General features: G+C 37.9%; 22 protein-coding genes and 1 other annotated feature. Of the genes, 19 read left to right on the top strand and 3 right to left on the bottom strand.

The window, feature by feature from the left end:
• Nucleotides 1-32 precede the first annotated feature (32 nt).
• The 9 genes from RHP56_RS08945 (at nt 33) to metE (ending at nt 11,171) form a co-directional block, all read left to right on the top strand.
• A complete protein-coding gene (locus RHP56_RS08945; RefSeq protein WP_025268485.1) occupies nt 33-1,160 on the top strand; it encodes a vitamin B12 independent methionine synthase in 1,128 nt (375 codons plus the stop codon).
• Nucleotides 1,161-1,361: 201 nt separating this feature from the next.
• Nucleotides 1,362-1,838: an S-ribosylhomocysteine lyase gene (locus RHP56_RS08940; protein WP_002815828.1), complete on the top strand. Its 477-nt coding sequence runs from the start codon at nt 1,362-1,364 to the stop codon at nt 1,836-1,838.
• 424 nt (nt 1,839-2,262) lie between these two features.
• Nucleotides 2,263-3,390: a 5-methyltetrahydropteroyltriglutamate--homocysteine S-methyltransferase gene (locus RHP56_RS08935; RefSeq protein ID WP_042252339.1), complete on the top strand. Its 1,128-nt coding sequence runs from the start codon at nt 2,263-2,265 to the stop codon at nt 3,388-3,390.
• Between the two features lie 193 nt (nt 3,391-3,583).
• Nucleotides 3,584-4,876 (top strand): O-acetylhomoserine aminocarboxypropyltransferase/cysteine synthase family protein, encoded by a 1,293-nt coding sequence (locus RHP56_RS08930; RefSeq protein ID WP_014325114.1) that lies wholly within the window; start codon nt 3,584-3,586, stop codon nt 4,874-4,876.
• 113 nt (nt 4,877-4,989) lie between these two features.
• Entirely contained in the window at nt 4,990-6,585 is a 1,596-nt protein-coding gene (locus tag RHP56_RS08925) for a peptide ABC transporter substrate-binding protein (protein WP_048592417.1), read from the top strand.
• 8 nt (nt 6,586-6,593) lie between these two features.
• Nucleotides 6,594-7,310, top strand: coding sequence for a gamma-glutamyl-gamma-aminobutyrate hydrolase family protein (locus tag RHP56_RS08920; protein ID WP_011680390.1), 717 nt, complete (start codon nt 6,594-6,596; stop codon nt 7,308-7,310).
• Nucleotides 7,311-7,579: a binding site (T-box leader), on the top strand.
• An 87-nt stretch (nt 7,580-7,666) separates the two neighbouring features.
• Nucleotides 7,667-7,789 (top strand): hypothetical protein, encoded by a 123-nt coding sequence (locus tag RHP56_RS08915; RefSeq protein WP_002815820.1) that lies wholly within the window; start codon nt 7,667-7,669, stop codon nt 7,787-7,789.
• A 20-nt stretch (nt 7,790-7,809) separates the two neighbouring features.
• Nucleotides 7,810-8,703, top strand: coding sequence for a methylenetetrahydrofolate reductase (locus RHP56_RS08910; RefSeq protein ID WP_002815819.1), 894 nt, complete (start codon nt 7,810-7,812; stop codon nt 8,701-8,703).
• 167 nt (nt 8,704-8,870) lie between these two features.
• The gene (gene metE, locus RHP56_RS08905) at nt 8,871-11,171 is read left to right on the top strand and encodes a 5-methyltetrahydropteroyltriglutamate--homocysteine S-methyltransferase (RefSeq protein WP_102753700.1); all 2,301 of its coding nucleotides are present in this window, start codon (nt 8,871-8,873) and stop codon (nt 11,169-11,171) included.
• Nucleotides 11,172-11,205: 34 nt separating this feature from the next.
• Here metE and RHP56_RS08900 read toward each other — a convergent pair whose 3' ends face one another.
• Nucleotides 11,206-12,201, bottom strand: a complete 996-nt coding sequence (locus RHP56_RS08900) for an AI-2E family transporter (RefSeq protein ID WP_014325110.1) — start codon at nt 12,199-12,201, stop codon at nt 11,206-11,208.
• 431 nt (nt 12,202-12,632) lie between these two features.
• On the opposite strand from RHP56_RS08900, the gene RHP56_RS08895 reads away from it, so the two are divergent.
• The 3 genes from RHP56_RS08895 (at nt 12,633) to RHP56_RS08885 (ending at nt 15,995) form a co-directional block, all read left to right on the top strand.
• Nucleotides 12,633-13,763, top strand: coding sequence for a PTS sugar transporter subunit IIC (locus tag RHP56_RS08895; RefSeq protein ID WP_011680387.1), 1,131 nt, complete (start codon nt 12,633-12,635; stop codon nt 13,761-13,763).
• Between the two features lie 129 nt (nt 13,764-13,892).
• Nucleotides 13,893-15,737, top strand: a complete 1,845-nt coding sequence (locus RHP56_RS08890; RefSeq protein ID WP_102753430.1) for an APC family permease — start codon at nt 13,893-13,895, stop codon at nt 15,735-15,737.
• A gap of 84 nt (nt 15,738-15,821) precedes the next feature.
• Nucleotides 15,822-15,995 carry a hypothetical protein gene (locus tag RHP56_RS08885; protein WP_002815813.1) on the top strand — a complete coding sequence of 58 codons (174 nt, stop codon included), beginning with the start codon at nt 15,822-15,824 and terminating at the stop codon, nt 15,993-15,995.
• Nucleotides 15,996-16,037: 42 nt separating this feature from the next.
• Here RHP56_RS08885 and RHP56_RS08880 read toward each other — a convergent pair whose 3' ends face one another.
• Both RHP56_RS08880 and RHP56_RS08875 read right to left on the bottom strand, forming a co-directional pair.
• The gene (locus RHP56_RS08880; RefSeq protein WP_050884427.1) at nt 16,038-16,769 is read right to left on the bottom strand and encodes a type 1 glutamine amidotransferase; all 732 of its coding nucleotides are present in this window, start codon (nt 16,767-16,769) and stop codon (nt 16,038-16,040) included.
• Nucleotides 16,769-18,127 (bottom strand): Mur ligase family protein, encoded by a 1,359-nt coding sequence (locus RHP56_RS08875; RefSeq protein ID WP_102753431.1) that lies wholly within the window; start codon nt 18,125-18,127, stop codon nt 16,769-16,771. The genes RHP56_RS08880 and RHP56_RS08875 overlap by 1 nt, the downstream gene beginning before the upstream one ends.
• Before the next feature lie 247 nt (nt 18,128-18,374).
• Here RHP56_RS08875 and RHP56_RS08870 point away from each other — a divergent pair, with 247 nt between their 5' ends.
• From RHP56_RS08870 to RHP56_RS08840, 7 genes are all read left to right on the top strand, one after another.
• Nucleotides 18,375-18,992, top strand: a complete 618-nt coding sequence (locus RHP56_RS08870; protein ID WP_102753432.1) for a non-canonical purine NTP pyrophosphatase — start codon at nt 18,375-18,377, stop codon at nt 18,990-18,992.
• Nucleotides 18,993-19,098: 106 nt separating this feature from the next.
• Nucleotides 19,099-20,010, top strand: coding sequence for an NlpC/P60 family protein (locus RHP56_RS08865; RefSeq protein WP_102753433.1), 912 nt, complete (start codon nt 19,099-19,101; stop codon nt 20,008-20,010).
• A gap of 214 nt (nt 20,011-20,224) precedes the next feature.
• Nucleotides 20,225-20,827 carry a thymidine kinase gene (locus RHP56_RS08860; protein WP_025268476.1) on the top strand — a complete coding sequence of 201 codons (603 nt, stop codon included), beginning with the start codon at nt 20,225-20,227 and terminating at the stop codon, nt 20,825-20,827.
• 89 nt (nt 20,828-20,916) lie between these two features.
• Entirely contained in the window at nt 20,917-21,987 is a 1,071-nt protein-coding gene (prfA, locus tag RHP56_RS08855) for a peptide chain release factor 1 (protein WP_059442331.1), read from the top strand.
• Nucleotides 21,984-22,976 (top strand): peptide chain release factor N(5)-glutamine methyltransferase, encoded by a 993-nt coding sequence (gene prmC / locus RHP56_RS08850; protein ID WP_102753434.1) that lies wholly within the window; start codon nt 21,984-21,986, stop codon nt 22,974-22,976. The genes prfA and prmC overlap by 4 nt, the downstream gene beginning before the upstream one ends.
• Nucleotides 22,973-23,986 (top strand): L-threonylcarbamoyladenylate synthase, encoded by a 1,014-nt coding sequence (locus tag RHP56_RS08845; protein WP_102753435.1) that lies wholly within the window; start codon nt 22,973-22,975, stop codon nt 23,984-23,986. The genes prmC and RHP56_RS08845 overlap by 4 nt, the downstream gene beginning before the upstream one ends.
• A gap of 150 nt (nt 23,987-24,136) precedes the next feature.
• Nucleotides 24,137-25,627, top strand: a complete 1,491-nt coding sequence (locus RHP56_RS08840; RefSeq protein WP_048592403.1) for a carboxypeptidase M32 — start codon at nt 24,137-24,139, stop codon at nt 25,625-25,627.
• Nucleotides 25,628-25,695: the final 68 nt, after the last annotated feature.

Here is a 25,695-nt window from a genome sequence, read left to right as displayed (position 1 = left end):
GTATTAAAATACCGGTGTTTAAGGAGAAGAACATGACAACTACAGAAACAAAAAAATTAAATTATCATTTTGATCAAGTAGGATCTTACTTACGTCCAGAAAACCTGAAAAAAGCGCGTGAACAATACGCACAAGGCGAAATTTCGCATGATGATTTACTAAAAGTTCAACATGATGAAATTAAAAATCTAGTTGATGAACAAGTCAAGGTTGGTCTATCAGCTGTCACTGATGGGGAATTCAATCGTTCATGGTGGCATTTAGACTTTTTAGGTCAACTAGGTGGATTTGAGTTTTATGATCAAAATGACTCGTACAAGTTTCACGGTCAAAAAACGCGATCAACTAATGTTCGTTTAAATGGGAAAGTTCATGCTAATTTAGACCACCCATTCTTTAAGGATTTTGAATATTTGAAGTCAGTGACACCTGAAGGGGTGGAGCCAAAACAAACAATCCCATCACCGAGTTTGATTATTAATCGCGATCACCGTTCTGATTTATGGTCAAAATATTATGATTCATGGTCAGACTTTTTAGACGATTTAGCTCAAGCTTATCATGATACACTGCAGAAGTTCTATGATCTAGGCGCGCGTTATGTACAAATTGATGATACAACTTGGGCATACTTGATAGCGCAGTTAAACGGTCATGCTGACAATCCCGAGGAGCGTGCAAAGTTTGAAAAAACAGCAGCCGATGATGTTTATGTAATTAATAAGGCATTGGCTGGCTTACCAGAGGACTTGAAATTAGCAACACACATTTGTCGTGGTAACTTTAAGTCGACTTATTTGTTTGAAGGCGGTTATGAGCCAATTGCAAAGTATCTAGGTCAACTAAACTACGATGCCTTTTTCTTAGAATATGATAATGATCGTTCGGGTGGATTTGAGCCTTTGAAAGAAATATACAATAATCGTCAAAATGTTGAAATTGTATTAGGATTGTTAACTTCTAAGTCAGCAGATTTGGAAGATGTTGATGAAGTCGTTGCCAGAATTGACGAGGCAGCAAACTATGTGCCTAAGTCTAACTTGGCTCTATCAACACAATGTGGATTTTCTTCAACGGAAGAGGGAAATATCTTAACGATTCCTGATCAATGGAAAAAATTAGCGTTGATCAAACATATTGCTGATGAGCAACTTGCTTGAGAATGAACACATGTGTTAACAATCACACCTGTAAAATGTTAATATAATAGTAACCGCGGCTAACAATAAAGATCATAAGACAGATAAAATGTTGGCAACGTTGTACCGCGCAAAAACGTTCCAACAGCATGTCACTAAGAAGTAGTATGGCACAAAGACGAAAGTCATTAAGCCATTATCTTATCTTGAAGGAGAAAAATAATGTCAGAAACAGTTGTTGAAAGTTTTACTTTGGATCATACAAAGGTTAAGGCACCGTATGTGCGTGTGATTGAAACACAAGCTGGTCCTAATGGCGGCAGCATTACTAATTATGATTTGCGGTTAACACAACCTAATGAAACATCGATTGAAACGGGTGGATTGCATACACTAGAACATTTATTTGCAGGCCTTGTTCGTGATGAAATTGATGGCATTATTGATATGTCACCATTTGGATGCCGTACTGGATTTCATGTTATCTCATGGGTAAATTACGATTCGGAAACATTAGCTAAAGTTTTCAAAAAAGTATTGGAAAAAATTGTTAGTGATGAAGTAACCGAAGTGCCCGCAGCAGAAATCGAAAGTTGTGGTAACTATAAAGATCATAGTCTACATTCAGCTAAGGAATGGGCAAAAATCATCTTGGCACAAGGTATTTCCAGTGATGCGTTTGAACGTAAAATTGTTTAACGTTTAATGAAAAAAGTATTGACAAATTATTATAATATAGTATGATTATTTTAACAAAGAAAAGATAAGTAGTGTTGTAGCGTTAAAAAGAGAGTTTACATTTGGTGAAAGTAGACAACGCGAACACATGAAAATGGTCTTGGAGTTACTGTTATTGCGAACGCACGCTGATTCATTTGTTGAAACGACGCAAGCAATGGCCGGGAGAGCCCGATATAGCGACATCAATTCTCAATATCATGTACAGATGTTCTCGAAGCATGATAAAGATGATTGATATTGAGGTGTGTAGGCTTTTTGTCGACACATAAACACCGGGTGGTAACACGACGAGTCGTCCCGCAGTCTAAATTAATTAGACTGCGGGACTTTTTTGTTGTTTTGTAACCACTACTAAAATTCAAAAAGTACAAGGGGAAAAATTATGACAACACAGACACTAAAGGCACTAGGATTTCAGCATGTTGGTTCATTTCTACGACCAGCTGAATTAAAACAAGCACGGCAAGATTTTGAAGCTGGTAAATTGACACAAGAAGAACTTGAAGGTGTTGAAAATTCAACGATTGCACATTTGGTTGATCAACAAGTGGCTGCTGGAATAGCAGTAGTAACAGATGGCGAATTCCGTCGTTCATATTGGCATCTGGATAATTTCTGGGGATTTGGTGGCGTTGAAAGATTAAGCTACGGCGAAGGCTACTTCTTCGCTCATGAGGAAACACGTGATGATTCAGCACGTTTGAATGGTAAATTGAGCTTTGACGCCAATGTACACCCATTTATTAAGCATTTTAAGTTTCTCAAAGCACTTGCTGATGAAGCGGGCGTAGAAGCCAAAATTACAATTCCGGCGCCATCTCAATTTTATGCAGAACTAGTTCGTGGTACAAATGCTGATGTTGTATCGAACTTCTATGATTCTGATGAAGAATTTTTTGCAGATATTAAGCGTGTTTACCATGAAGAGATTATTGCATTGTATGAAGCAGGTGCTAAAACAGTTCAATTAGATGACTGTACATGGGGCATGTTAGTAGATGCTGATTTCTGGGAAAAAATGGCTGGATCCGGCTTTGATGTTAAACAACTAAAGGCGCTGTATTTAGACTTGAACAATGGTGCAATTGCTAACTTACCAGAAGATTTAACCATTAACACACATATTTGTCGCGGAAACTATCATTCAGATTGGGCAGCTTCTGGTGGTTATGATGCGGTTGCTGATGAATTATTTGGTCAAGAAAATGTATCAAGTTACTTCCTAGAATATGATTCAGAACGAGCAGGTGGCTTTGAACCTTTGGCTAAAGTATCAGGGGATAAAAAAGTTGTTCTCGGCTTGATTACAACTAAAACGGGTGAGTTAGAAAAGAAGGAAGACATTATTAAGCGAATCCATGAAGCGGAAAAATATTTGCCATTGGATCGTTTATGGTTGTCAACACAATGCGGATTTGCTTCTACTGAAGAAGGTAATATTTTAACAGAAGAACAACAATGGGCTAAGTTAGCACTTGTTAAAGAAATCCTCGATGAAGTTTGGGGATAGATGAATACATCATATATGATGTGATATTTGTAAGGAGTAGAAAAATGCAAGCAACAACGCCTAATCGATTTTTTGAGACAACACGAGCATTAAGTACACTTCTTGGTTGTGGTTTAGTGCAAACACGAATGTGGTATCAGTAATAATTTTATTAAATGTTGCATAAAAATAACTTACATGAGGAAAATATTCTATGACTAATCCAGAAAAAAAATACGCATTTGAAACACTACAACTTCATGCTGGCCAAGAAGAGCCAGATTCAGCGACAGGTGCGCGTGCTGTACCAATTTATCAGACAACTTCTTTTGTCTTTAAGGATGCTAAACAAGCTGCTGGGCGATTTGCTTTAACAGATGCTGGCAATATTTATGGGCGGTTAACCAATCCAACAAATTCAGCTTTTGAAGCAAGAGTTGCAGCGCTCGAAGGTGGTACAGCGGCTATATCGTTAGCTTCTGGTGCAGCGGCAATTACCGCTGCAATATTGAATGTTGCTGGAGCTGGCGATCATATTGTTGCCGCATCAACGCTATATGGTGGCACGGTCGAGTTGTTTTCAGAAACATTGAAGAAATTATCTATTGATACAACATTTGTTGACCCAGATGATCCTGAAAATTTTGAAAAGGCCATTCAAGATAATACAAAAGTTATTTTCTTCGAAAGCTTAGGAAATCCAAAAATAAATATTATTGATTTTGAAGCCGTTGCAGCAATTGCGAAAAAACATGGTATTATTTCTATTGTGGATTCTACTTTTGCGACACCATTTTTGACTCGTCCGCTGGAATACGGCATTGATGTAGTTGTTCATTCAGCCACTAAGTTTATTGGTGGACATGGTACAACATTGGGTGGGGTAGTGATTGAAAAAGGAGATTTCGATTACGAGGCCTCAGGACGCTATCCTGATTTCACCACGCCAACACCATCGTACAACGGTATTGTTTGGTCTGATCTAAAAGGTGGCGCATTTGTAACTAAAATCCGTGCAGAACATTTACGTGATACAGGGGCAACATTATCACCACAATCAGCGTTTTATCTGTTGCAAGGATTAGAGACACTATCCTTGCGTGTTGAGCGCCATGTAGAAAACACACGTAAAATTGTTTCTTACTTGAATAATAATGACAAAGTGGCTTGGGTCAGTTATCCAGAATTAGATGATTCTCCATACAAGCCACTCGCTGACAAATACTTTAAGAACGGTGTTGGATCGATTTTCACATTTGGCTTAAAAGCTGGCGAAGCTGGTGCAGAAACATTGATAAATAACTTAGATATCTTCTCGTTATTGGCTAATGTTGGGGATGCTAAGTCTTTGATTATTCATCCAAAATCAACAACACACGCCCAGTTAAATGATGAGCAGCTGCAAGCAGCAGGTATTACACCGGATTTGATACGTATTTCAATTGGTATTGAAAATGTAGATGATTTAATTAACGCTTTAGATGAAGCGTTATCATATGTTAAATAAGTAGTGTTTACTACTATGGGAGAGATTTAACAGCATTTGATAGTGATTATTGCTTTTATTAAGTCATAGGCATGTTAAAATGACACTATTAATGTATTTGGGAGCGAGAGAATATGAATAAAAAAATAGTCATTGGTGCAGTAGCTGTTATCGCAGTTGCTGGCATTTATGCTGCAACACGTCCGTCAAAATCAGCGAAAGGTCATACGTTAAGAGTTGCTGTTCAAAACAACATCTCAACATTGGATCCAAATCTAGCTGATCAAGTTGGTGCGAATTGGGCAGAAGTGCAAACACTTGAGGGGCTTTATACAACATCTGCTAATGGCAAAATTATTCCGGGGGTCGCTCAAAAAATAGTTCAACCAACCCAAGGTAATAAGGTTTATACAATTAAGCTCAAGAAGAACCAAAAGTGGTCTGATGGCTCACAAGTAACGGCATCTGATTTTGTTAATTCAGTTAAACGTCAAGTAAATCCAGTTACAAAATCTACTCGTGCTAACCATTTTAAAGATATTGCTGGTTATGATGCTGTATATAATAATAAAGAAAACGTTAATAAGCTTGGTATTAGTGCACCAGACAAATACACGGTGAAAATCGAACTATCTCATCCAGTCCCTTATTTTAATTTTATATTGGCTAACCAACTGTATCCAATTAATTCAGATAAACTAAAAGAGTATGGTAGCAAGTATGGCCAAACAGCTAAGACGAGTGTCTCAAATGGTGCTTATACGATAAAAAAATGGAATCAATCATCGACGACTTGGGAATTTGTCAAAAATAAGTATTATGCTGACGCTAAAAATGTTCATTATGATACCATTAAGGCTACTCAAGTCACTGATGCAACGCTAGCTTCTAAACAATATCTAGCAAAGAAGGTCGACGAAGCAGAAATATCTGGTGGTATTTTAACGGATTTGAAGAAGAGCCATGCTACTGATATTAAATCAACACAAAAGGGACGTGTGGCGTTTATTGTTTGGAATGCTGATGATAAGACAGTCAGCAATACAAATCTCAAGCGAGCTTTGAGTTTAGCAATAAACCGCAAGGAGTTAACAAAATCAGCGTTGGCTGATGGTTCAACACCTGCCAAATCAATTGTGCCAAGTGGTGAAGTAAAAGTAGACGGTAAAGATTTCAATGCGAACTTGTCACTACCTTATAACAAGGCATTGGCTCAAAAGTATTTGAAACAAGCGCAATCAGAATTAAATCAACAAAAAATTACAATTACGCTTAATACAGCTGATACCGATGCTTATAAGGCATTAGGTGTTTACTTGAAACAGAGTATTGAAGCAACGTTGCCTGATGTTACAATTAACCTAAAGCAATTGCCATTAAATGCTGAAATTTCCGCCTTTGAGAGTCATGATTTTCAGGCTGGAACTTTAACATGGTCAACAGATTATAATGATCCCATTGATTTCTTGGATATAGCTTATTCGAAGGGGGCAATTAATTTTACAAATTGGACTAATTCGGAATATGAGAAGATTATCAACAAGGTTTCTGAGCAACATGAGGCCAATGACGCCCGTTATAAGTTGGAACAACAAGCAGCCAAGTTGAATAATGATTTAAATGGTGTTACGCCATTGTATCAAGTATCCAATGTTCATTTATTACGCTCATCGGTTAAAAACTTAGATTATCCTTTGATTGGTTATCAGAACTATAAGTATGCAAAGTGAGTGCAAAGATGAAAAAAGTAGGTATACCAAGTAATAATCTTGTTCATGCGAATGCTCATTTTGGCACCAATTATGTCGATTATATCCAAAAAAATTATATTGATGGTATTAGCGGTGCGAATGCGCTACCTATCGTGTTTCCAATTGGTGATACAAAGTTGGCTAAGGCATACATCGATTCAGTTGATGCTTTGTTATTAGCAGGCGGTCAAGATGTTTCACCAGTGTATTTTGGTGAAGATCCACATATTAATTTACATGAAACCGATGATCGACGTGATGCTTTTGAAGTGGCGCTGGTAATCGAAGCGCTTAAACAAGAAAAACCAATTCTAGGTATTTGTCGTGGATTGCAAATTATTAATGTTGCACTGGGTGGCACTTTGTACCAAGATTTAGGTAGTCAGTATGACGGCTTGTCAGTAAAGCATAATCAATATCCGACAAAATGGTATGTACCAACACACCATATAGTATTGCAACGTCAAAGTTGGCTGAGTGATATTTTTGATGAAAAATCACTTGTTAATTCTTTTCATCATCAAGCAGTGAAAAGATTGGCAGATGGGTTGAAGCTGGACGCCACGAGTTCAGATAACGTTGTAGAGGCATTTTCTGATGACTCACGACGTATTTATGCAGTACAGTGGCATCCAGAAATGTTACTGATGGACAATCCAGATGCTCAAGAATTGTTTGATTCATTTGTGGCAAAGATTGAATAGTTTTATACGAAGAAAAGATAAGTAGTGATTAATGCATTTATAGAGAGCCTGTGTTTGGTGAAAACAGGTAATGTCATATCATGAAGATGGTCTTGGAGTTTCGCTTTAGTGAGCGTGGTAAGATTTTTGAAATCAAAGCGACGTAAAATATGGCCGGGAAAGCCCGTTATAGCTGTTTTGATTTTCTAATCCTGTATTGGAAGACTGAAGTTAAGGTGTGCAACAAAGCATACGAATAACGGGTGGTAACACGAGGAATCGTCCCGCAATCTGAATTTTTTCGGATTGCGGGATTTTTTATGTTTTAAGAGTAGAGAGTTTGCTAAGGTGAGTTTAATTAGCAAGGAGAGAAGATTGTGCGCGTAAATAATCAAACAATTTATTATTTACACACTGATAAAATGACGACGGCAGTTTATTTAAATGGCAGTGGGGCCGTTGATGCGGTTATATTAACTCAATTTTCACTGATTTGGTAGTAAAAATTGAGAGGATATCTATGACTAGAATTACGGACATTTATAAAAAGAAGTCAGCTCCAGTGCTGTCTTTTGAAATATTTCCGCCAAAAACAGAAGATGGACTACACGCTTTGTATAAAACGTTACAAGAAGTAAATCCAAAAGAAACTGGCGTTGATTATATTAGTGTGACATACGGTGCAGGCGGCGGTAGTAATCATAAAAGGACCAAAGAGATTGCGGAATATATCGAAAGGAATTGCGGTATAACAGCTTTACACAACCTCACTGGTATTAACCAAACACCGAGTAGTTTAAAGGGAAATCTTGAAAAGATAAGCGTAGCGGGCGTTGAAAACATATTTGCACTTCGCGGTGACACACCGACAAAAGATTATGTGAATGAATATTATCCGTTTGCAAAAGATCTAATTAAAGAGATAAAAAAAGACGGACGGTTTGATATTGGTGCAGCAATTTATCCAGAAGGACATGTTGATAATCCAACGACAGGAATTAGTGTAACTGGGGTTAAAGAAAAAGTAATTAGTGGTACAGAATTTCTAATTTCTCAGCTATTTTTCGATAATGGCGTTTTCTATAACATGCAAGAGGCACTGAAGGAAAATTATATTAAGGTACCAGTTTCTGCTGGTATTTTACCTATCATTAGTCGTGCGCAAGTCGAACGTATCACTTATATGATTGGTTCATCTTTACCGGCACGCTTGGCAAAGATTGTTCATAAATATGAAGATCAACCAGAAGCCTTGCAACAGGCTGGAATTGAATATGCATTGGAGCAAATCCATGATTTGTTAGATCATGGGGTTGACGGTATTCATTTGTATGCGATGAATCAACCAAATGTTTTGAAGATAATGTTGCCAGAAATTAATAGGCACATTCAATCAAAAATATTAACGCTTTGATGCAATAAACGAAAGAAGAAGCTCATGAAAGTAACATGTCGAAAAGTCTATTACTTGCATGCTAATAAAATTCTAACGGCTGTTTTTCTTACCGGTAGTGGTTCTGTTGATAGGTTTAAATGAAGTTATTTGTCAATTACCAGCTTATTTAAAACGAGGAGAAAAACATGACAAATACAGTAAAATCATCAAACTTAGGTTATCCACGACTAGGCGAACACCGTGAGTGGAAAAAACTACTTGAATCTTATTGGCAAGGTAAAATAGATGAAGCGCAGTTTAATGAAACTGCTAAAAAACTACGTTTAATTAATTTAAAAAAACAAATTGAATTTGGTTTGGATATTGTTCCTGTCGCGGACAATTCAAACTACGACCATGTATTAGATACGATAGCTGCTTTTAACTTAATTCCCACTCGGTTTGGTAGTTATGATTGTCCCTTAACGTTAGATGAATATTTTGCAGTGGCTCGTGGGAACAAAGACAACGTGGCTGCAGATATGACAAAGTGGTTTAATATCAATTATCACTACACGGTTCCTGAATTTGATAATACAACCCCACGTTTGTTAGAAAATCGCTGGCTAAAGTATTGGCAGGAAGCTAAAGATGAATTAGATATCAATGGTAAGCCTGTCATTGTTGGTCCTGTGACATTGATCAAGCTTGGTAAGTTGAGAGGCGAATATGTATCTGCTTCATCTGACATTAATCAATTATTAGAACAAATTTTACCACTCTATGGACAAGTATTTAAGGAACTACAAGCAGCTGGTGTGACATGGATCCAACTAGACGAACCCACGCTAGTCAAAGTAGCGGATGAAGCTGACGTGGAACCATATCGACGTGCTACTGAGTATTTGAATGAGGTGGCACCGCAATTAAACATTGAATTGCAAACGTATTTTGATTCAATTGATCCTTATCAGGCAGTCACTAAATTACCCGTACAAGCAATCGGATTAGATTTCGTTCATGGTCACGGTGAAAATTTCGATAATATTCGCAAGTTTGGATTTCCAGAAGACAAAATATTGGCAGCAGGAATAATTGATGGGCACAACGTTTGGACGGCTAATCTGCAAGAAAAAGCTAATTTTGCTGAAGAACTACGTACGCTAGCACCAAAACTATGGTTACAGCCTTCCAATACGTTGCTTCATGTACCCATTACTAAAAAGTATGAAACTAAGGCAAGTCCTGAACTGTTTGGTGGGTTAGCATTTGCTGACGAGAAAGTGCAAGAGTTAGTTGCTTTAACTAAAAAGTTGAATGGCGATGACGTGACGGCAATATTTGAACAGAATGCCGCTGCTCTGGAGGCATTGAATAGTTCACAAGCTCGGAATAACAAAGTAGTGCAAGAAGCCATACAACATTTATCACAAGAACGGTTCGAGCGCGATTCAAAGTATGCAGAACGTTCTAAGAAGCAACAAGGTAGTTTGCACCTGCCATTGTTGCCAACAACTACAATTGGATCATTCCCGCAATCAGCCGATGTACGAGCTAAGCGTGCAGCCTGGCGTAAGGGTGAACTGTCTGATGAACAATACAATGATTTCATTGAATCAGAAACCAAGCGTTGGGTACAGCTACAAGAAGATATTGATCTAGATGTTCTAGTCCATGGCGAATTTGAGCGTACTGATATGGTGGAATACTTTGGACAAAAATTAGCTGGTTTCTTTGCCACACAAAATGGTTGGGTTCAATCTTATGGCTCACGTGGTGTTCGCCCACCAGTTATTTTTGGAGATGTTGATTATGTTGAGCCCATTACTGTGAAGGAGTCAGCTTTTGCACAAGCACAAACTAATAAACCCGTGAAGGGTATGTTAACTGCGCCATTAACAATCATTAATTGGTCATTTGTGCGTGATGATATCCCACGGGCTACAGTTCAGAATCAGATTGCCTTATCTTTGCGTCAAGAAGTTATTAATTTGGAAAAGGCTGGTATTAAGATTATTCAAGTAGATGAACCAGCTTTGCGTGAAGGGCTACCATTGAAACAACGTAATTGGCAAGATTATTTGGACGAAGCAATTTATTCATTTAAAATCACCACAACCGGTGTGCGTGATGAGACGCAGATTCACACACACATGTGCTATTCAGATTTTGAGGATATTATCAGCACTATTTCTGGATTAGACGCTGATGTGATTTCCATTGAAACTTCGCGTTCACATGGTGAAATTATTTCAGCTTTTGAAGATGCACATTATGATAAGCAAATTGGGTTAGGTGTTTATGACATTCATTCACCTCGTATTCCTTCAGTTGCAGAAATTGCGGACAATATCCGCCGTGGCTTGAAAGTTATTGATCATAATCAGTTCTGGGTCAATCCAGATTGCGGTTTGAAAACACGTAATGAAAAGCAAACCCTTGAAGCATTGCAAAATCTGGAAGATGCGCGTAACCTAGTCTTTTCTGAGATATCTAGTAATGAGTAGAATAAAAAAGATGAACCGCAAGGTTCATCTTTTTTTAATGATTGAATTTTTGTATTTGGAAAAAATCAAGTAAGAAAGTCAAAATGGGCAATCCAATAATTAGCCCCCAGACACCAAAAAAATGTTCCATGATAATTAAGTTTAATAAGATAATTAAAATTGGCATGTGTGTTTTCTGAGACATTAGGTGAGGATGTAGGAAGTAAGACTCGAACAGATGTATTAAAGCAACAGCAACTACAATGATGATCACGGTATCCCAATCACCAATAATAAAAGCAGTGATAGTCAAAGGTACCAATGAAATAACGACCCCAAATACAGGAATCAATCCCAACACGAAAATTAAAATAGTAAATCCTAATAAATAGGGGAAATGCAATGACAATAGCACTAAGAACATCAGTGCTGTATTGATGGTACAAATGATGAGTTGGATCTCAAACAATTTACCTAAAATAATAATAAAACGGTGGACGATAATATAAAACTCACCAAAAAATTTTTTGAATGGACTATGTAAAAAATTCATGCTCCATAAACGTAATTTTGGATAAGTCATACTAAATATAAAACTAAATAGTAAAGCTAACACTAATTGATAAATCACGTGTCCAATATGATTTAATTGTGATAAACTCTCAGAAATTAAATCTTTACTATTAAACATAGAAGTATATTGATTAACGTTTTTGTATACATCTTGCAACAGTGCATTGTCTTGCCAATTCCAATTCATGGCTAAAGTAATCATACTCTTGATTTGCTCAATTAGCGTAGCAGCACCGTGTTGGATGGCTAATGACACGACACTGATAAAAATAATGTAAACTAACGCAATTGATAGAGCCCGAGATATTTTCAAAAAATGAGCTAATGGCTTAGCAACACTCATAGCTAGGTAAGAAAATATAATTGTTAATAACAGTAAAGACATAAACTGTTTTAAAGCAAAAATCAGAAGAATAATCGCTAACAAAACACCATAACGATAAGGTATTCTTTTCTGAATAGTTTCTAGTAGATTCATGTAACTTCCCCCTAAGTAATTGTATTACCTATTATATCTAAAATTAGAGGAAATGGTTTACGTTTATAAAAATAAAACATTTTCTATAAATGTGTTTTAAATTAATTTAATTAGACTATTGACATTTTACATTTGTCATGTCATAATAATTTTATTAACTAAAAGGAAAAAACTCTTATGAAAAGTTTAAGTTCAACTAACTTCACACAAGTCATTAAGATCAACGTCGTCATTATTATTTGACTTCGAGGTTGGTCTACTTTTTGATGCCAGCCTTGAAGAAAGGCTGGCGTGGAGTTGTTGAATTTTTTCGACATACTTTAGGAAGCGCTAGTTTATCTAGCGCTTCCTTTTTTCTTATAGTTTTACCATAATTGTACAAATAATTATGGGGAGAGCAATTATTGTTGATAATACAGGAGGATAAGACCATGGATGCACCATTGTCTACAACACCGGCCAAAGAAGAGGCCAAAACAGTAAGTGATATGAAAGAACAACCACGTAAAGTAAGTGAAGTTGTCTTTGATGTTTCACAAGGAATTTCAAACGCCATTTTAGCTGTCCTTGGTATGGGACTCTTAATGGCATCAATAGGAAATATCTTTCATTACACACCGCTAATCCAGGCTGGGTTGATGGGCCAAAAAATGTTGGCACCAGCTCTAGGCGTCGGTATTGCTATGATGATGCGTGCAAATATCCTGACAACAGGTGCTGCATTAATCGCTGCAACAGTTGGATCAAACGCTGTTTACTTTACATCAGCTGTTTCACCAGCAACACATACTGCTACTGGCTGGGTTGCTGATCAAGCTGCGGGTTCACTAGTGATGACATCTGGTCAACCAGTTTCTGCTGTTCTTGCAGCGCTATTGGCCGTACTTGTTGGTAACTGGTTAACAGGTAAAACACCATTAGATATGATGTTAGTACCATTGGGTGCCGTATTAGCGGGAACGTTCTTTGGCTTAGCAACAGCGTCTGTCACGACACCATTCTTAAACTGGGTATCTGAAGAATTAGCTTCGACGATGAAGATTAATCCATTCTTAGGGGCATTCGTGGTTGCTGTTGTGTGGTTCCTATTCTTGATGACACCGGCCTCATCAGCGGCCTTGGCCATTGCGGTTATGTTAGATCCCTTATCAGGTGGTGCCGCATTAGTTGGTACAACGGCAGGATTTGTAATGTACACAGCAATGGGTTGGAAGCAAAACGATTTGGGTGCTAACCTGGCGCAAATCATCGTTACGCCCAAAGTGCAATTCCCTAATCTATTAAAAAGTCCCTTATTGTTATTTGGACCAGCATTAATTGCAGGTGTCTCAGCCATATTTGCCGTTGGAATCTTCAACTTCAAGGTCCCTTATGCAATCGCCGGGTTGGGCTTGAATGGTTTCATCGCCCCAATTGCTTTGGCAACATCAGATCCACGTGGTTTTGTCCTAATGATCGTCTTCGGAGCTGTTGTACCAACTGTTGCAGGACTAGTATTCTACTATGTCTTGAAAAAGCTTGGCAAAACCAAGAAGAACGATTTGCATCTTGATGTGGTATAAATATAACTAAAGTTTAGAAACAGACAATCAATGCAAATGTCATCGAGTCGTCACATAGACGGCTTTTTTTACTACACAAAATAGCGTAGAATATGTTGAGTAATAAATAATTGTATTGAGAGAAATGATATGTTTGAAAATATTAAGCGAACATTGATTGGGAAACCGTTGAAGACACTTGATGAGGGTGGTCAATCATTATCTAAAACCAAAGCACTGGCACTTTTATCATCTGACGCTTTGTCATCAGTAGCCTATGGTACTGAGTCAATTACAACTGCTTTATTGGCTGCCGGTGCAGTGGCATTATGGTTACAAATTCCAATTGCATTGCTTGTTTTAGTATTATTAGCTGCTATTGTCATGAGTTATCGGCAGATTATCCATGCTTATCCGTCAGGTGGTGGCGCTTATGCAGTAGCCAGTGAGAATTGGGGCGCAAAAGCGGGGTTAATTGCTGGTGGCTCATTGCTTGTTGATTATATGTTGACTGTTGCTGTTTCCGCCTCAGCTGCTGCCGATGCGATCACAGCCGCTTTTCCGGCTACGCTACCTTTTACGGTGCCATTGTCAATTATTATTGTTTTATTGCTAACTGGTATGAATTTACGTGGGTTACGTGAAAGCGCTAATTTTTTGATGGTACCGGTTTATTTCTTCATTGTAGTGATGGTAAGTATGATTGCTTGGGGTGTGTTCCAGGCGTTGACTGGGCAATTGCCATATCATGCAGCCGCAAAAATTGGCACAAGTTTTAGTGGTTTATCGTTGGTTTTGTTCATGCGTGCATTTTCAAGCGGATCATCATCTTTGACAGGTGTTGAGGCAATTTCTAACGCTGTACCTAATTTTAAGAAACCAAAAGAAAAGCATGCGGCCGCAACATTAGCAACAATGGCTGTTATTTTGGCGACTTTCTTTGGTGGTATCACATTTTTGAGTTACTGGTTAGGTATTACGCCAAATAGTAAGTCGACCGTATTATCACAGATTGCTGCGATAACATTTGGTGGTTATCACGTTGGTTTTTATATTGTACAATTTGCAACAGCAATGATTTTAGCTGTTGCTGCCAACACCGGCTTTTCTGCCTTTCCAATGCTTGCATTAAATTTAGCTCGTGATAAATATCTCCCACATCTTTATATGGATAGGGGTGATCGGTTGGGATATTCTAATGGTATTCTATCGTTGGCCTTTGGTGCAATTGTGCTTATCATGATTTTTCATGGGTCAACAGATGCTTTGATTCCACTATATGCTGTTGGTGTCTTCGTACCGTTTACATTATCGCAATCTGGTATGATTATTCACTGGTGGCGTAGTAAACCACAAAATTGGGTGGTTAAGGCGATTATCAATTTTATTGGTGCCTTTATTTCTGCCGTTTTAGTTATCACACTTTTTGCAACGAGAATTGAACATGTTTGGCCATACCTTTTCATTATGCCAATGATTTTGTTTATGTTCTTGAAAATTAAACATCATTATATGAGTATTGGTAAACAATTACGTTTACAATATCTTAAAAATGATAATGCTGAGCGTCACCATTACGACGGCGCAACAGTTATTGTTTTAGTTTCAAATATTACGAAGGTAACTATGGAGGCCGTTGATTACGCGCAATCTGTTGGTGATTACGTAGTGGCTATGCATGTTAGTTTTGATGTTAACCCCAAAAAAGAGTTGAAAACATCAACCCAATTTAAATTAGATTTTCCTGATGTGCGTTATGTTGATATCCATTCTTCTTATCGATCGATTGTTAAGCCCTCTTTGAGCTTTGTGGATGCTGTAGTTAAACAAGCAAAAAAGCGCAATCATTCAGTAACAGTATTAATTCCACAATTTGTACCAAAACAACCATGGCAAAATATTTTGCATAACCAAAATTCACTTCGTTTACGCGCTGCTTTCGCTGCTCGTGAGGATATTTCGGTATCAACGTATTATTACCATTTATCAGAATAAACTAATGCAGCCTAGTGGCTGTGTACATATAGCAATTTGAAAGGAAAAATGCAGGTTGTATGGTAATCTGTGTTAGTTATAATAATGTCACAAGACACAAAATTAATTCTATTTTTTATTTGGGTAGTCATTGCCATGTTGATTTCAACAGTAGGTCTGGTCATGATTATGCGTTGGTACCATAGAGAAGTTACTAAGGTTAAGAAGCAACAAGCCGAAGAACATCAGAAACTAAATAATCAGGACAAAAATATTTAAAAAGCAACAACTGTTCGGACAGCTGTTGCTTTTTTATGGTTATTAAAATGTCTCTGTTTCAATCACATTTAACTTTGCTTGCCAATCAATAGTCGGATACTTTTTATTTAAGACTGTTGTTAAGACACGCTTAGCTAAATTACCGTTGCGTGTGAAAATCGGTCCATGGAAATATGAGCCGTAGACGTTGCGGTAAATAACACCTTCGGTGTTATCCATACCATTATTACCATTACCGGAAACAACAGTACCTAATGAACGTTCGCTTTCACCTAGGAAAGTACGTCCTTGGTGATTCTCAAATCCATGGTAGGTTTCACCAGTTTCGTTGTTTTTGATCACAATATTACCGGTTAATCGCTCGTCTTTTAGCGTTGTCAATTTTTCATCATGCATATTGGTGGTGTAGTGATCCATTACACCGATACCATCGACTTTTGTTCCATCAGCCATGAGCATATATTTACCTAACAATTGAAAACCACCACAGACGGCTAACAATGCACCATCATTTTCAATATAATCTTGGATTGGTTGCGCTTTAGATTTCAAATCATGGGCGACAATAGTCTCTTCATAATCTTGTCCTCCACCAAATAAGACAAAATCATATGCGGTAGCATTAAATTCATCCCCAAGAGATACCAAATGGTAATCAACGGCAACACCAATTTGCTTAGCATAATAGGTTAAGGCGATTATGTTACCATAATCACCATAGGTGTTCATTAGGTTGCCATATAAATGAGCCACAGAAATATCATAATCAGCCATTAGAAACCTCCTTTGATGTAGCCCTTAGCGCTTAATTGTTCGCGCAATTGCAGCATTGCCGTATAAGTAGCAGCAATATAAACTTTTTTTGTTGGCAGTGACTTGATAGCCGTCACGACTTCTGAGAGATCTTCATAAACGGCTTGGTCTGTAAAACCAGCCATCTTTAAACGCACGCGTAAATCTTTATAACGTTCGCCACCAGTGGCTACGGCTTGTATTTTTGTATCATGTAATTTCTCAAATTCAGCATCCCAAATCCAACTAGTATCAATGCCATCTGCGTAATTTGCATTTAACAGCGCCAAAAGAGAGAATTCATCTTTTTCGGTGAGCATCATGTCGATTACTGAATTAGTACCGACGGGGTTCTTAATCAAAACGATGATCACATCTTTACCGTCAACATCAATGGTTTCTTGACGCCCAAAAATTTGAGCATTTGATTCAAATGCCTTTTTGATTTGTTCAGGAGTCACACCAAATTCTCGTCCGACTGAGAAAGCTGCTAGGGCGTTGTAGATATTATATAAGCCACCAATTTCAATGCGCAATGGTGTGTTGTCAATGCTAAAAGTTGAGTATCGTGGTGTTAAATGATCCACACCAGTGATGCGATAATTTAACTTGGGGCGCGAAAACTTGTCTGTTGTACTAAAATATTTTCCCAAATTAGCATAAGTAATAAAATCATAGTGGAGTACAGAATTATCGGTTGGTGACAAAATACCATCAGTGTTAATTGGTGCAACATCAGGATTATAATCTGCTGGCACAACGTGATCAAAACCAAAATAACGACGCGTGTTGGTGAAATTACCGCGAGTAAATATAGGTGAATCGCCATTGGCTAGGACAAGCGCTTCAGGTGCATTCTTAATTCCAGTAACAATTTTTTCGTAAGTTGTGTAAATTTCACCATAGCGATCCATCTGATCACGGAAAATATTGGTTAGTACAAACATTTTTGGTTGGATTGCTGCCGTGATTTTTTCAACATTGGCTTCATCAACTTCGAGTACGGCTAGTGGCTTTTTACCGTTAGGTGATTTTTTTACTTTGGTTGTCACTAAAGTTCCGGTAATACCTTGAATCATGTTTGACCCAGAAGGGTTGGTGATGACTTGATAGCCACCAGCTTGTAAGACACGAGTAATCAAGGCGGTCGTGAGTGTTTTTCCGTTGGTTCCAGTGACAATGATCAAATCAAAATCTTGTTGAATTGTTTTTAAAATGTCAGGATCAATCGAAACAGCTAGTTTACCGGGTAAACTGGTTCCACCACGATGTAAAATATTTCGTAAAAACCAGTACGAAGTTTTTGCTGTGACGCGTGCAATTGAACTTTTAACTGTCATAATATCCCCACTTTCATGATTCTAATTTTACCATGAACAAGTGCGCGGTGGGGAATTTCATACAATGTTTGCATAGATACTTGTAAAGTTTAATTTTGAAGGATGTTTTACAGTAGGGTACCAGCCTAACTAAAACGTTCTTCCCTAGTCATGGTAAAATGAAAACGAGATAACAGACGGAAAATCAGCCATAATCTGCTGACTACAATAATATAGTAGCGTGGATTTATTTTGGAAAGGTGTCATAATGAAAAAAATAGTAATCGCATCTAACAATTCAGCTAAAACACGGGAGATTCAACAAGTATTTGCTGAGTTTGGCGTCCAAGTGATCAATTATCGCTCGATAATGAGTGAAAAAACTTTTCCAGAAGAAACTACTGATGATCAATATGAAAATGCTTTAGCTAAGGCACGTTTTATTAAGCAATTTTTGCCAAAAGAATGGATTTTAGCTGATGATACAGGTGCGTATTTTGCTGCTTTCCCAGCCAGATTTGGATTAACTATTGCTCGCGAATTTAAAAGTTTGGGACTTAAATCTATCCAGGAAGAAGATGAATATTTATTAGGGTTGTATGCATCAGAGATGGATCGAAGTGCTTATTTAGAGGCTTTATTTGTCTTATTAACACCGGATGATCAAGTGAAGCGCGCAATCGGACGAGGCGGAACTAAGTTAGCTTTGGCAGAACGAGGTCAGTTTTCGGTAGGATTTGATACCTTGTTTGAAGCTGAAAATGGTCAGACTTTTGCGGAAATGCCAATCGACGTTCGCGTATCTTATTCACATCGTGGGCGTGCTGCAAAAAAGTTATTGGCACAATTAAAACCTAGTGAATTGTCAAGTTTGGTTCATAAGTAATCAGTAACTTTCTAGGATTCAAAAATTATTTAATCTTATTATAAGATCCGTTTGTTAAACTGAAGACGAAGTTTAAGCTGCTTATTTATGAAGGAAACTAAGATAAATGAAATCAAGAAAGAAAGTATCAAGATCAAAATCAAAAAAGCATGCACGGCGTAAGCATTGGTGGACTGTGGCAGTACCTATTGTCATTATTAGTTTAGCCGGAACGTATGCGGTCAGAACAAACGTTATCAACCTACCGGATAATATAAAAGCATTACCACAAAAAGTGTTGAAAGCAACGCCATTGAAGAGCACATCACAAAAATTCACAACAATTAGTGGTGAAAAAGTTACTTTAAAGACGACTACCTTAGGGAAAACATTTTTGATTTCAGATACAACTAAAAAGAAGTTGACTGGACTACAAACCATCGGTAAAAAAGAATACTACTTTTCACCTCAAACTGGTGAAATGGTGTATGGTTTGAAAAAAATTGATGGCTATTATTATTATTTTGATAAAAATGGCGTGAATAATTCTGTCACAGCATACAAAAAAATTGCCGCGTCTGTTAAAAGTGACAATGAAACCATTGAAAAAGTTATTTCAGGCGGTATGACTTTAGTTGGCAAAAGCCCCTATTCTTATGGTGGCGGTCGTACTGATAGTTCTGTAGCTAAAAACGAATTTGATTGTTCTTCCTTCATTGCTTGGTTTTATCGAAAGGCTGGTTTGCCGTTAGTTGTGCAATCAGCAGCGTCAACAACTTTATTAGCACAAACTGGTACAGAAGTTGAATGGTCTAATATGCAGCGTGGTGATGTGCTGGTGACGCCAAATACCTATACTGAAGACCGTCTCCATGCTGCAATTTACCTTGGTAATGGTTTTATTCTGCATGATTCATCGCCCACTAATGGTGTAGCCATTAGCCGTTTAAATGAGTTGGTCAATTATAAAACGTCTAAAACACTGACATGGGCCGATTTGTTGAAGCCAGGAACGGTTCGTCGTGAAACAAGCGAATGATTTTTATCAATAATAGCTTTGTCTGCTCAAGTCACATAATCGTGGCTTTTTTGTTGTCGTAAATATTGCTATAATATTATTAGTATTGTCTACATTTTCGTTTAGACAAATAATGTTGATTATAAATATTATCATTTTTATGATATACACGGACTTTTTTAAGTTAATCAAAAGGAGAATCGTGTTTTCGATTGCTCGTAAGCACAGTAAAAATATGGCACAATTATTCTTTGAATATGGCGCAATGAGTTCCGGAAAGTCTATTGAAATTCTTAAGGTTGCGCATAATTATGAATCACAAGGGCGCAAGGTGTTGCTGATGACACCAATTATGGATACAAGAGCTGGTGTTGGCGTCGTTGCTAGTCGCATCGGTCTTTCTAGAGAGGCTGTGGCAGTCCAACCAGAAGATGATCTATACCATTTGATCAAGGGCATGAAAGATGATCATTTAGCAGTAGTTTTGATTGATGAAGCACAGTTTCTCGCTGCTAAACAAGTTGATCAGCTAGCTTATGTGGTTGACCACTTGAACATTCCGGTAATGACTTTTGGGTTGAAGCAAGATGCCTTCAATCATTTATTCGAAGGATCAAAACGTTTAATAGAGCTGGCTGACAAGTTAGAGGAAATGAAAACCATTTGCTCATTTTGCGGTAAAAAAGCGACAACGCAATTGCGTATTGTTGATGGGAAGCCACAACGGGAAGGTGCGCAAGTTTTTATTGGCGGGGATGAAGCCTATATTCCTACATGTCGTCATCATTGGTTTAAGCCTGATTTAGATAAAATAACTGAGATGTTTCCGGTTAAATAATTCAATTCATCAAAAGACCTTTGGTCTTGTACATAAGAAACAAGATGTTTTGGGCTGAATACCACTAAAAACAATTATTGGAGAGTAAAATGGATCCTATATTTCAATCACTACAAACCGTTATAGATCACTATGATGAGCTCAATGAACAACTGGCTGATCCGGAAGTCATGAATAATGGTCAACATTACATGAAGCTTTCAAAGGAAGCGGGCGAAATACGTCAAACTGTTGAAGTTTACACACGCTATAAACAAGTTATTCAAGATATTCAGGATGCAGAGGAACTGCTGGGCGATGCTGAAATGGCGCCTTTGGCTAAGGAAGACCTCAGTGCCTTGAAACCTGAAAAAGAACAACTGGAAGAACAGTTAAAAATATTGATGCTACCTAAGGATCCAAATGATGATAAAAACATTATTATGGAAATACGTGGGGCAGCTGGTGGAGATGAGTCATCACTGTTTGCTGCGGACTTGTTGGATATGTATCGACGTTATGCTGAACGTCAAAATTGGTCAATGAGCATTATTGATGAAAGCACTACCGAGGTGGGGGGCTACAAAGAAGTAGCTGTCATGATTACTGGGAACAATGTTTATTCTAAACTCAAATTCGAGTCTGGTGCTCATCGTGTGCAACGCGTTCCGGCTACCGAAACGCAAGGGCGTGTCCATACATCAACAGCTACAGTGGGTGTCATGCCAGAGTTTGAAGAAATTGATTTTGAACTAAATGAATCAGATTTGGAAGAGGAATTTTTCCGTTCAGGTGGTGCTGGCGGACAAAACGTCAATAAGGTGTCAACAGCGGTTCGTTTAATTCACAAGCCAACTGGTATTATGGTTAAGATGCAAGAAGAGCGAACGCAAATTAAAAACCGTGATAAAGCACGTAAGCTGTTAGCCAGTCGTGTTTATGATTTTTATGCACAACAAAATGAATCTGAATATGCAGCACAGCGGAAATCAGCGGTTGGAACTGGTGATCGTTCGGAACGAATCAGAACCTACAACTATCCGCAAAATCGTGTAACAGATCACCGTATTGGTCTAACACTTAATAAGTTGGATCGTATTATGAACGGTGAACTTGGCGAAGTTATTGATGCATTGGTTATTGCTGATCAAACAGCAAAGTTGGCGGAACTAAACAAATGACTGGGAAACATTTTGAAACGCCAGATCAGTTTAAAAAATCCAAACCAGATCCAAAAGTACTTTCGAGCAAATTAAATACACCAAAATGGTTTGAATGGGACGACATCAAAAAGCCAGTTAATCCAGCCACAGTGAAAATTTCATTGCTTGAGGCCAAAAAATGGGCCATCTCAGAGCTAACCAGTGTTGGTATGCCAGCAGACGATGCTAAGAATAATATTGATTTTCTTCTCAGTGGGGCACTGAATGTTAATTATGGTATGCTGCGAGCAAATATGTCACGACAAATGCCGGCAGCTTTAGCCGCACTTTGGCCTAGTTGGGTATCAGAATTAGTTAAAAATAAGCCGCCACAATATATTTTAGGTCATGCACCATTTTATGGACGTGAATTTATGGTAGATGAACGTGTGTTGATTCCACGGCCAGAAACCGAGCAACTGGTTGAATGGATTTTGAAAGATGCTGGTAATACTAAACATCCGGTTTCTGTGTTAGATATTGGTACTGGTAGTGGGGCTATTATCGAAACATTAATGCTTGAGAACGACCGAGTAAAAGGGTTTGCGGCAGATATTTCTCAAGATGCTTTGACGGTAGCTGAGATGAATGCGCAACGTTTTAATTTATCACATCTACATTTCGTTGAAAGCGATGTTTTTAGCGCATTAAGCGGATTGAAATTTGATCTTATTGTTAGTAATCCACCATATATTTCTAATAGTGATGAGAATGAGATGGATGACAGTGTGTTAACATTCGAACCGCATACAGCCTTATTTGCTGAAAACGATGGGTTAGCAATTTACGAAAAAATTGCGCGTGGATTAGATGCACATTTAACTGAACATGGCCGTGCGTATTTTGAAATTGGTTATAAGCAAGGAAAGGCAGTACAGCAATTATTACAAGCGGCATTGCCTAAAGCTAAGATAACTTTGCGACAAGATTTTTCAGGTCTTGATCGCATGATTCGAGTAGAAAAATGAAAACAAAAATTTTTGAAACCACAAAAAATGATATTGAAGAAGCTAGCCGACTTATCCAAAACGGCGAAGTAGTTGCTTTTCCAACAGAAACAGTTTACGGACTGGGAGCCGATGCAACGAATGAATCAGCAATTAAAAAGGTATTTGTCGCTAAGGGACGACCTGCTGACAATCCTTTGATTATGACCGTAGCAGACGCTGCACAATTGGATGAATTTGTAACTATTTCTGACCAAGCTAGGGGATTGATGGACCATTTTTGGCCGGGTTCGTTAACTATTATCCTACCTATCAAACCAGGAAAGGTGTCCATGTTGGTGACCGGTGGATTACAGACGGTTGCTTTTCGCTTACCTGCTAACGACGCGGCACGTACGTTAATTCGTGCTGCTGGTGTACCAATTGTGGGACCAAGTGCAAATACATCAGGAAAGCCATCCCCAACAACAGCACAGCATGTGTGGCATGATATGCAAAATAAAATTGCCGGAATTGTTGATGATGGACCAACACAAGTAGGTGTTGAGTCAACGGTTGTCGATATGTCAATATCGACACCGATTATTTTACGACCAGGCGCAGTGACCCAACCACAACTTGAAGAAGTCTTACAAATGAAGGTCATTGATGCAACTAGTACAGAATCTGTTGCGAGTAATGTAACACCTAAGGCACCGGGCATGAAATATCGCCACTATGCCCCAGACAAAAATGTCGTAATGTTTGACGAATTAGATGCCTTAGAATTAAAGCAAGTACTTGCACCAAATGATGTTGTAATGGCCAAAGATGATATGATTAAAAAAATGGCATTAACGAATCATCAGGCGTGGTCATTAGGAAATACCTTAGAAACGGCTACTGAACAGTTATTTGCTGGGTTACGTTTTTACGATGATGATAGTCAGATAACCACGATTTACGTTCAAAAGATGCCGCCGATTGGTATTGGTAAAGCCTTTAATAATCGTTTAGGTAAAGCAGCGGGAAATCAGGAATTTCAAAACTAAAAATAAAAGGAACTAAATCTGCTAATAGGTCTAGTTTCTTTTTTATTTTTAATTAAGACAGTTTTCTAAATAATGATCAATGATGACACATTTCTTCAAATGAAATGATAAAATGATTATTAACTAAAAATATTCTAATAGGAGCTATGTATGACGACACAACATGATTTATTTGATTCAGTTAAAGAGCAGACTATTTTGACACAAATAGCTGCACTTTCAGGTTGGGATGCTTTGACGGGGATGCCAAAGGATGCGGGACATTTTCGTGCAGAGATGGACGCATATTTAGCTGAAAAGTTATTTCAAGTTTCAACTGGAAGTGCTCGAAAAAAGATATTAGAAGATTTGGAAGCTGACGATTCATCATTAGATAGTCTAGGTCATCTTGTGCTTCAAAAGGCACGTAAAGATTTTGATATGACAGGCAATATTCCTGAAAAAGATTTTATTGCTTTTCAGAAAACACTTTCGGAAGCACAAGATTTTTGGGCAAGAGCGCGTGAGGCTAATGATTATAAAGTTTATCAGCCATATTTGGAACGAATTATTAGCTATTTGAAGCAATTCATTCCGCTATGGCAAAAAAATGAAAAAACACCATACGATGTTTTATTAAATCAATATGAACCAGGATTAACTGTCGAAAAATTGGATGCAGTATTCGACCAAGTTAAGAATGGTATCACAACATTGCGTCACAAATTGTCAGCCAATGATTCGATACCTAACGATGAATTTTTAAGTCGTAAGGTCACTAAGGTACAACAAAGTAAGTATGCTATGGCGGCTGCACAAAGATTGGGTTACAACCTAAATAAGGGCCGGCTAGACGATACTATCCATCCATTTATGGAAGCTCTGAATCGTGATGATGCTCGTATCACCACACGCTGGGACGAAAATAATTTTCAAATGGCAGTTCTAGGCATTCTCCACGAGGCAGGCCATGGACTCTTTGAACAAAATGTTGATTCTAAGTATGATGATGTACGTTCAGTTTTGCCAATCAGCATGAGTATTCATGAATCACAATCGTTGTTTAATGAAGTTATGGTTGGAAGATCAAAAGAATTTTGGGCAGTTGAATATCCAAAGTTACAAGCAATTGTGGCACCAACATTTGATGATATTAATTTTGATCAATTTTATCAAGCGTGGTTAAAAACTGAAGCCACACTGATTCGTACTGAAGCGGACCCGCTAACTTATCCACTGCACATCATTATTCGTTATGAAATTGAAAAAGCAATTTTTAACGATAACGTTGATATAAGTGATTTGCCAGCACTCTGGAATAAGAAATATAAAGAATATCTTGGTTTAGAAGTGCCAGATGATTTGACTGGTATTTTACAGGACATTCACTGGGCGGGCGGATCATTTGGGTACTTTCCAAGTTATGCACTCGGTCATTTATATGCAGCTCAATTTAGAGCAACCATGACAAAGACGTTAGATTTTAAAGCTATCTTTGAATCGGGAGATTATTCACCAATTTTTGAATGGCGTAAGGAGCATGTTTGGCAATATGGTGGAGCTGTAGACCCTAATAAAGTATTGGAAGATGCTACGGGAGAACCTCTAAATCCACAGTACTGGCTAGACTTTGTTAATGGCCTGTATGAAAATTTTAAGTGAGAAAAAAGCGTTGAACTGATGATGTTTAACGCTTTTTTATTGTGGATATAAGTTGTTTCAAGTATGAA

The organism is Leuconostoc sp. C5 (assembly GCF_056530425.1).
Note: the sequence above shows the minus strand (reverse complement) of the source record. Positions and strands in the feature narration are given on the sequence as shown.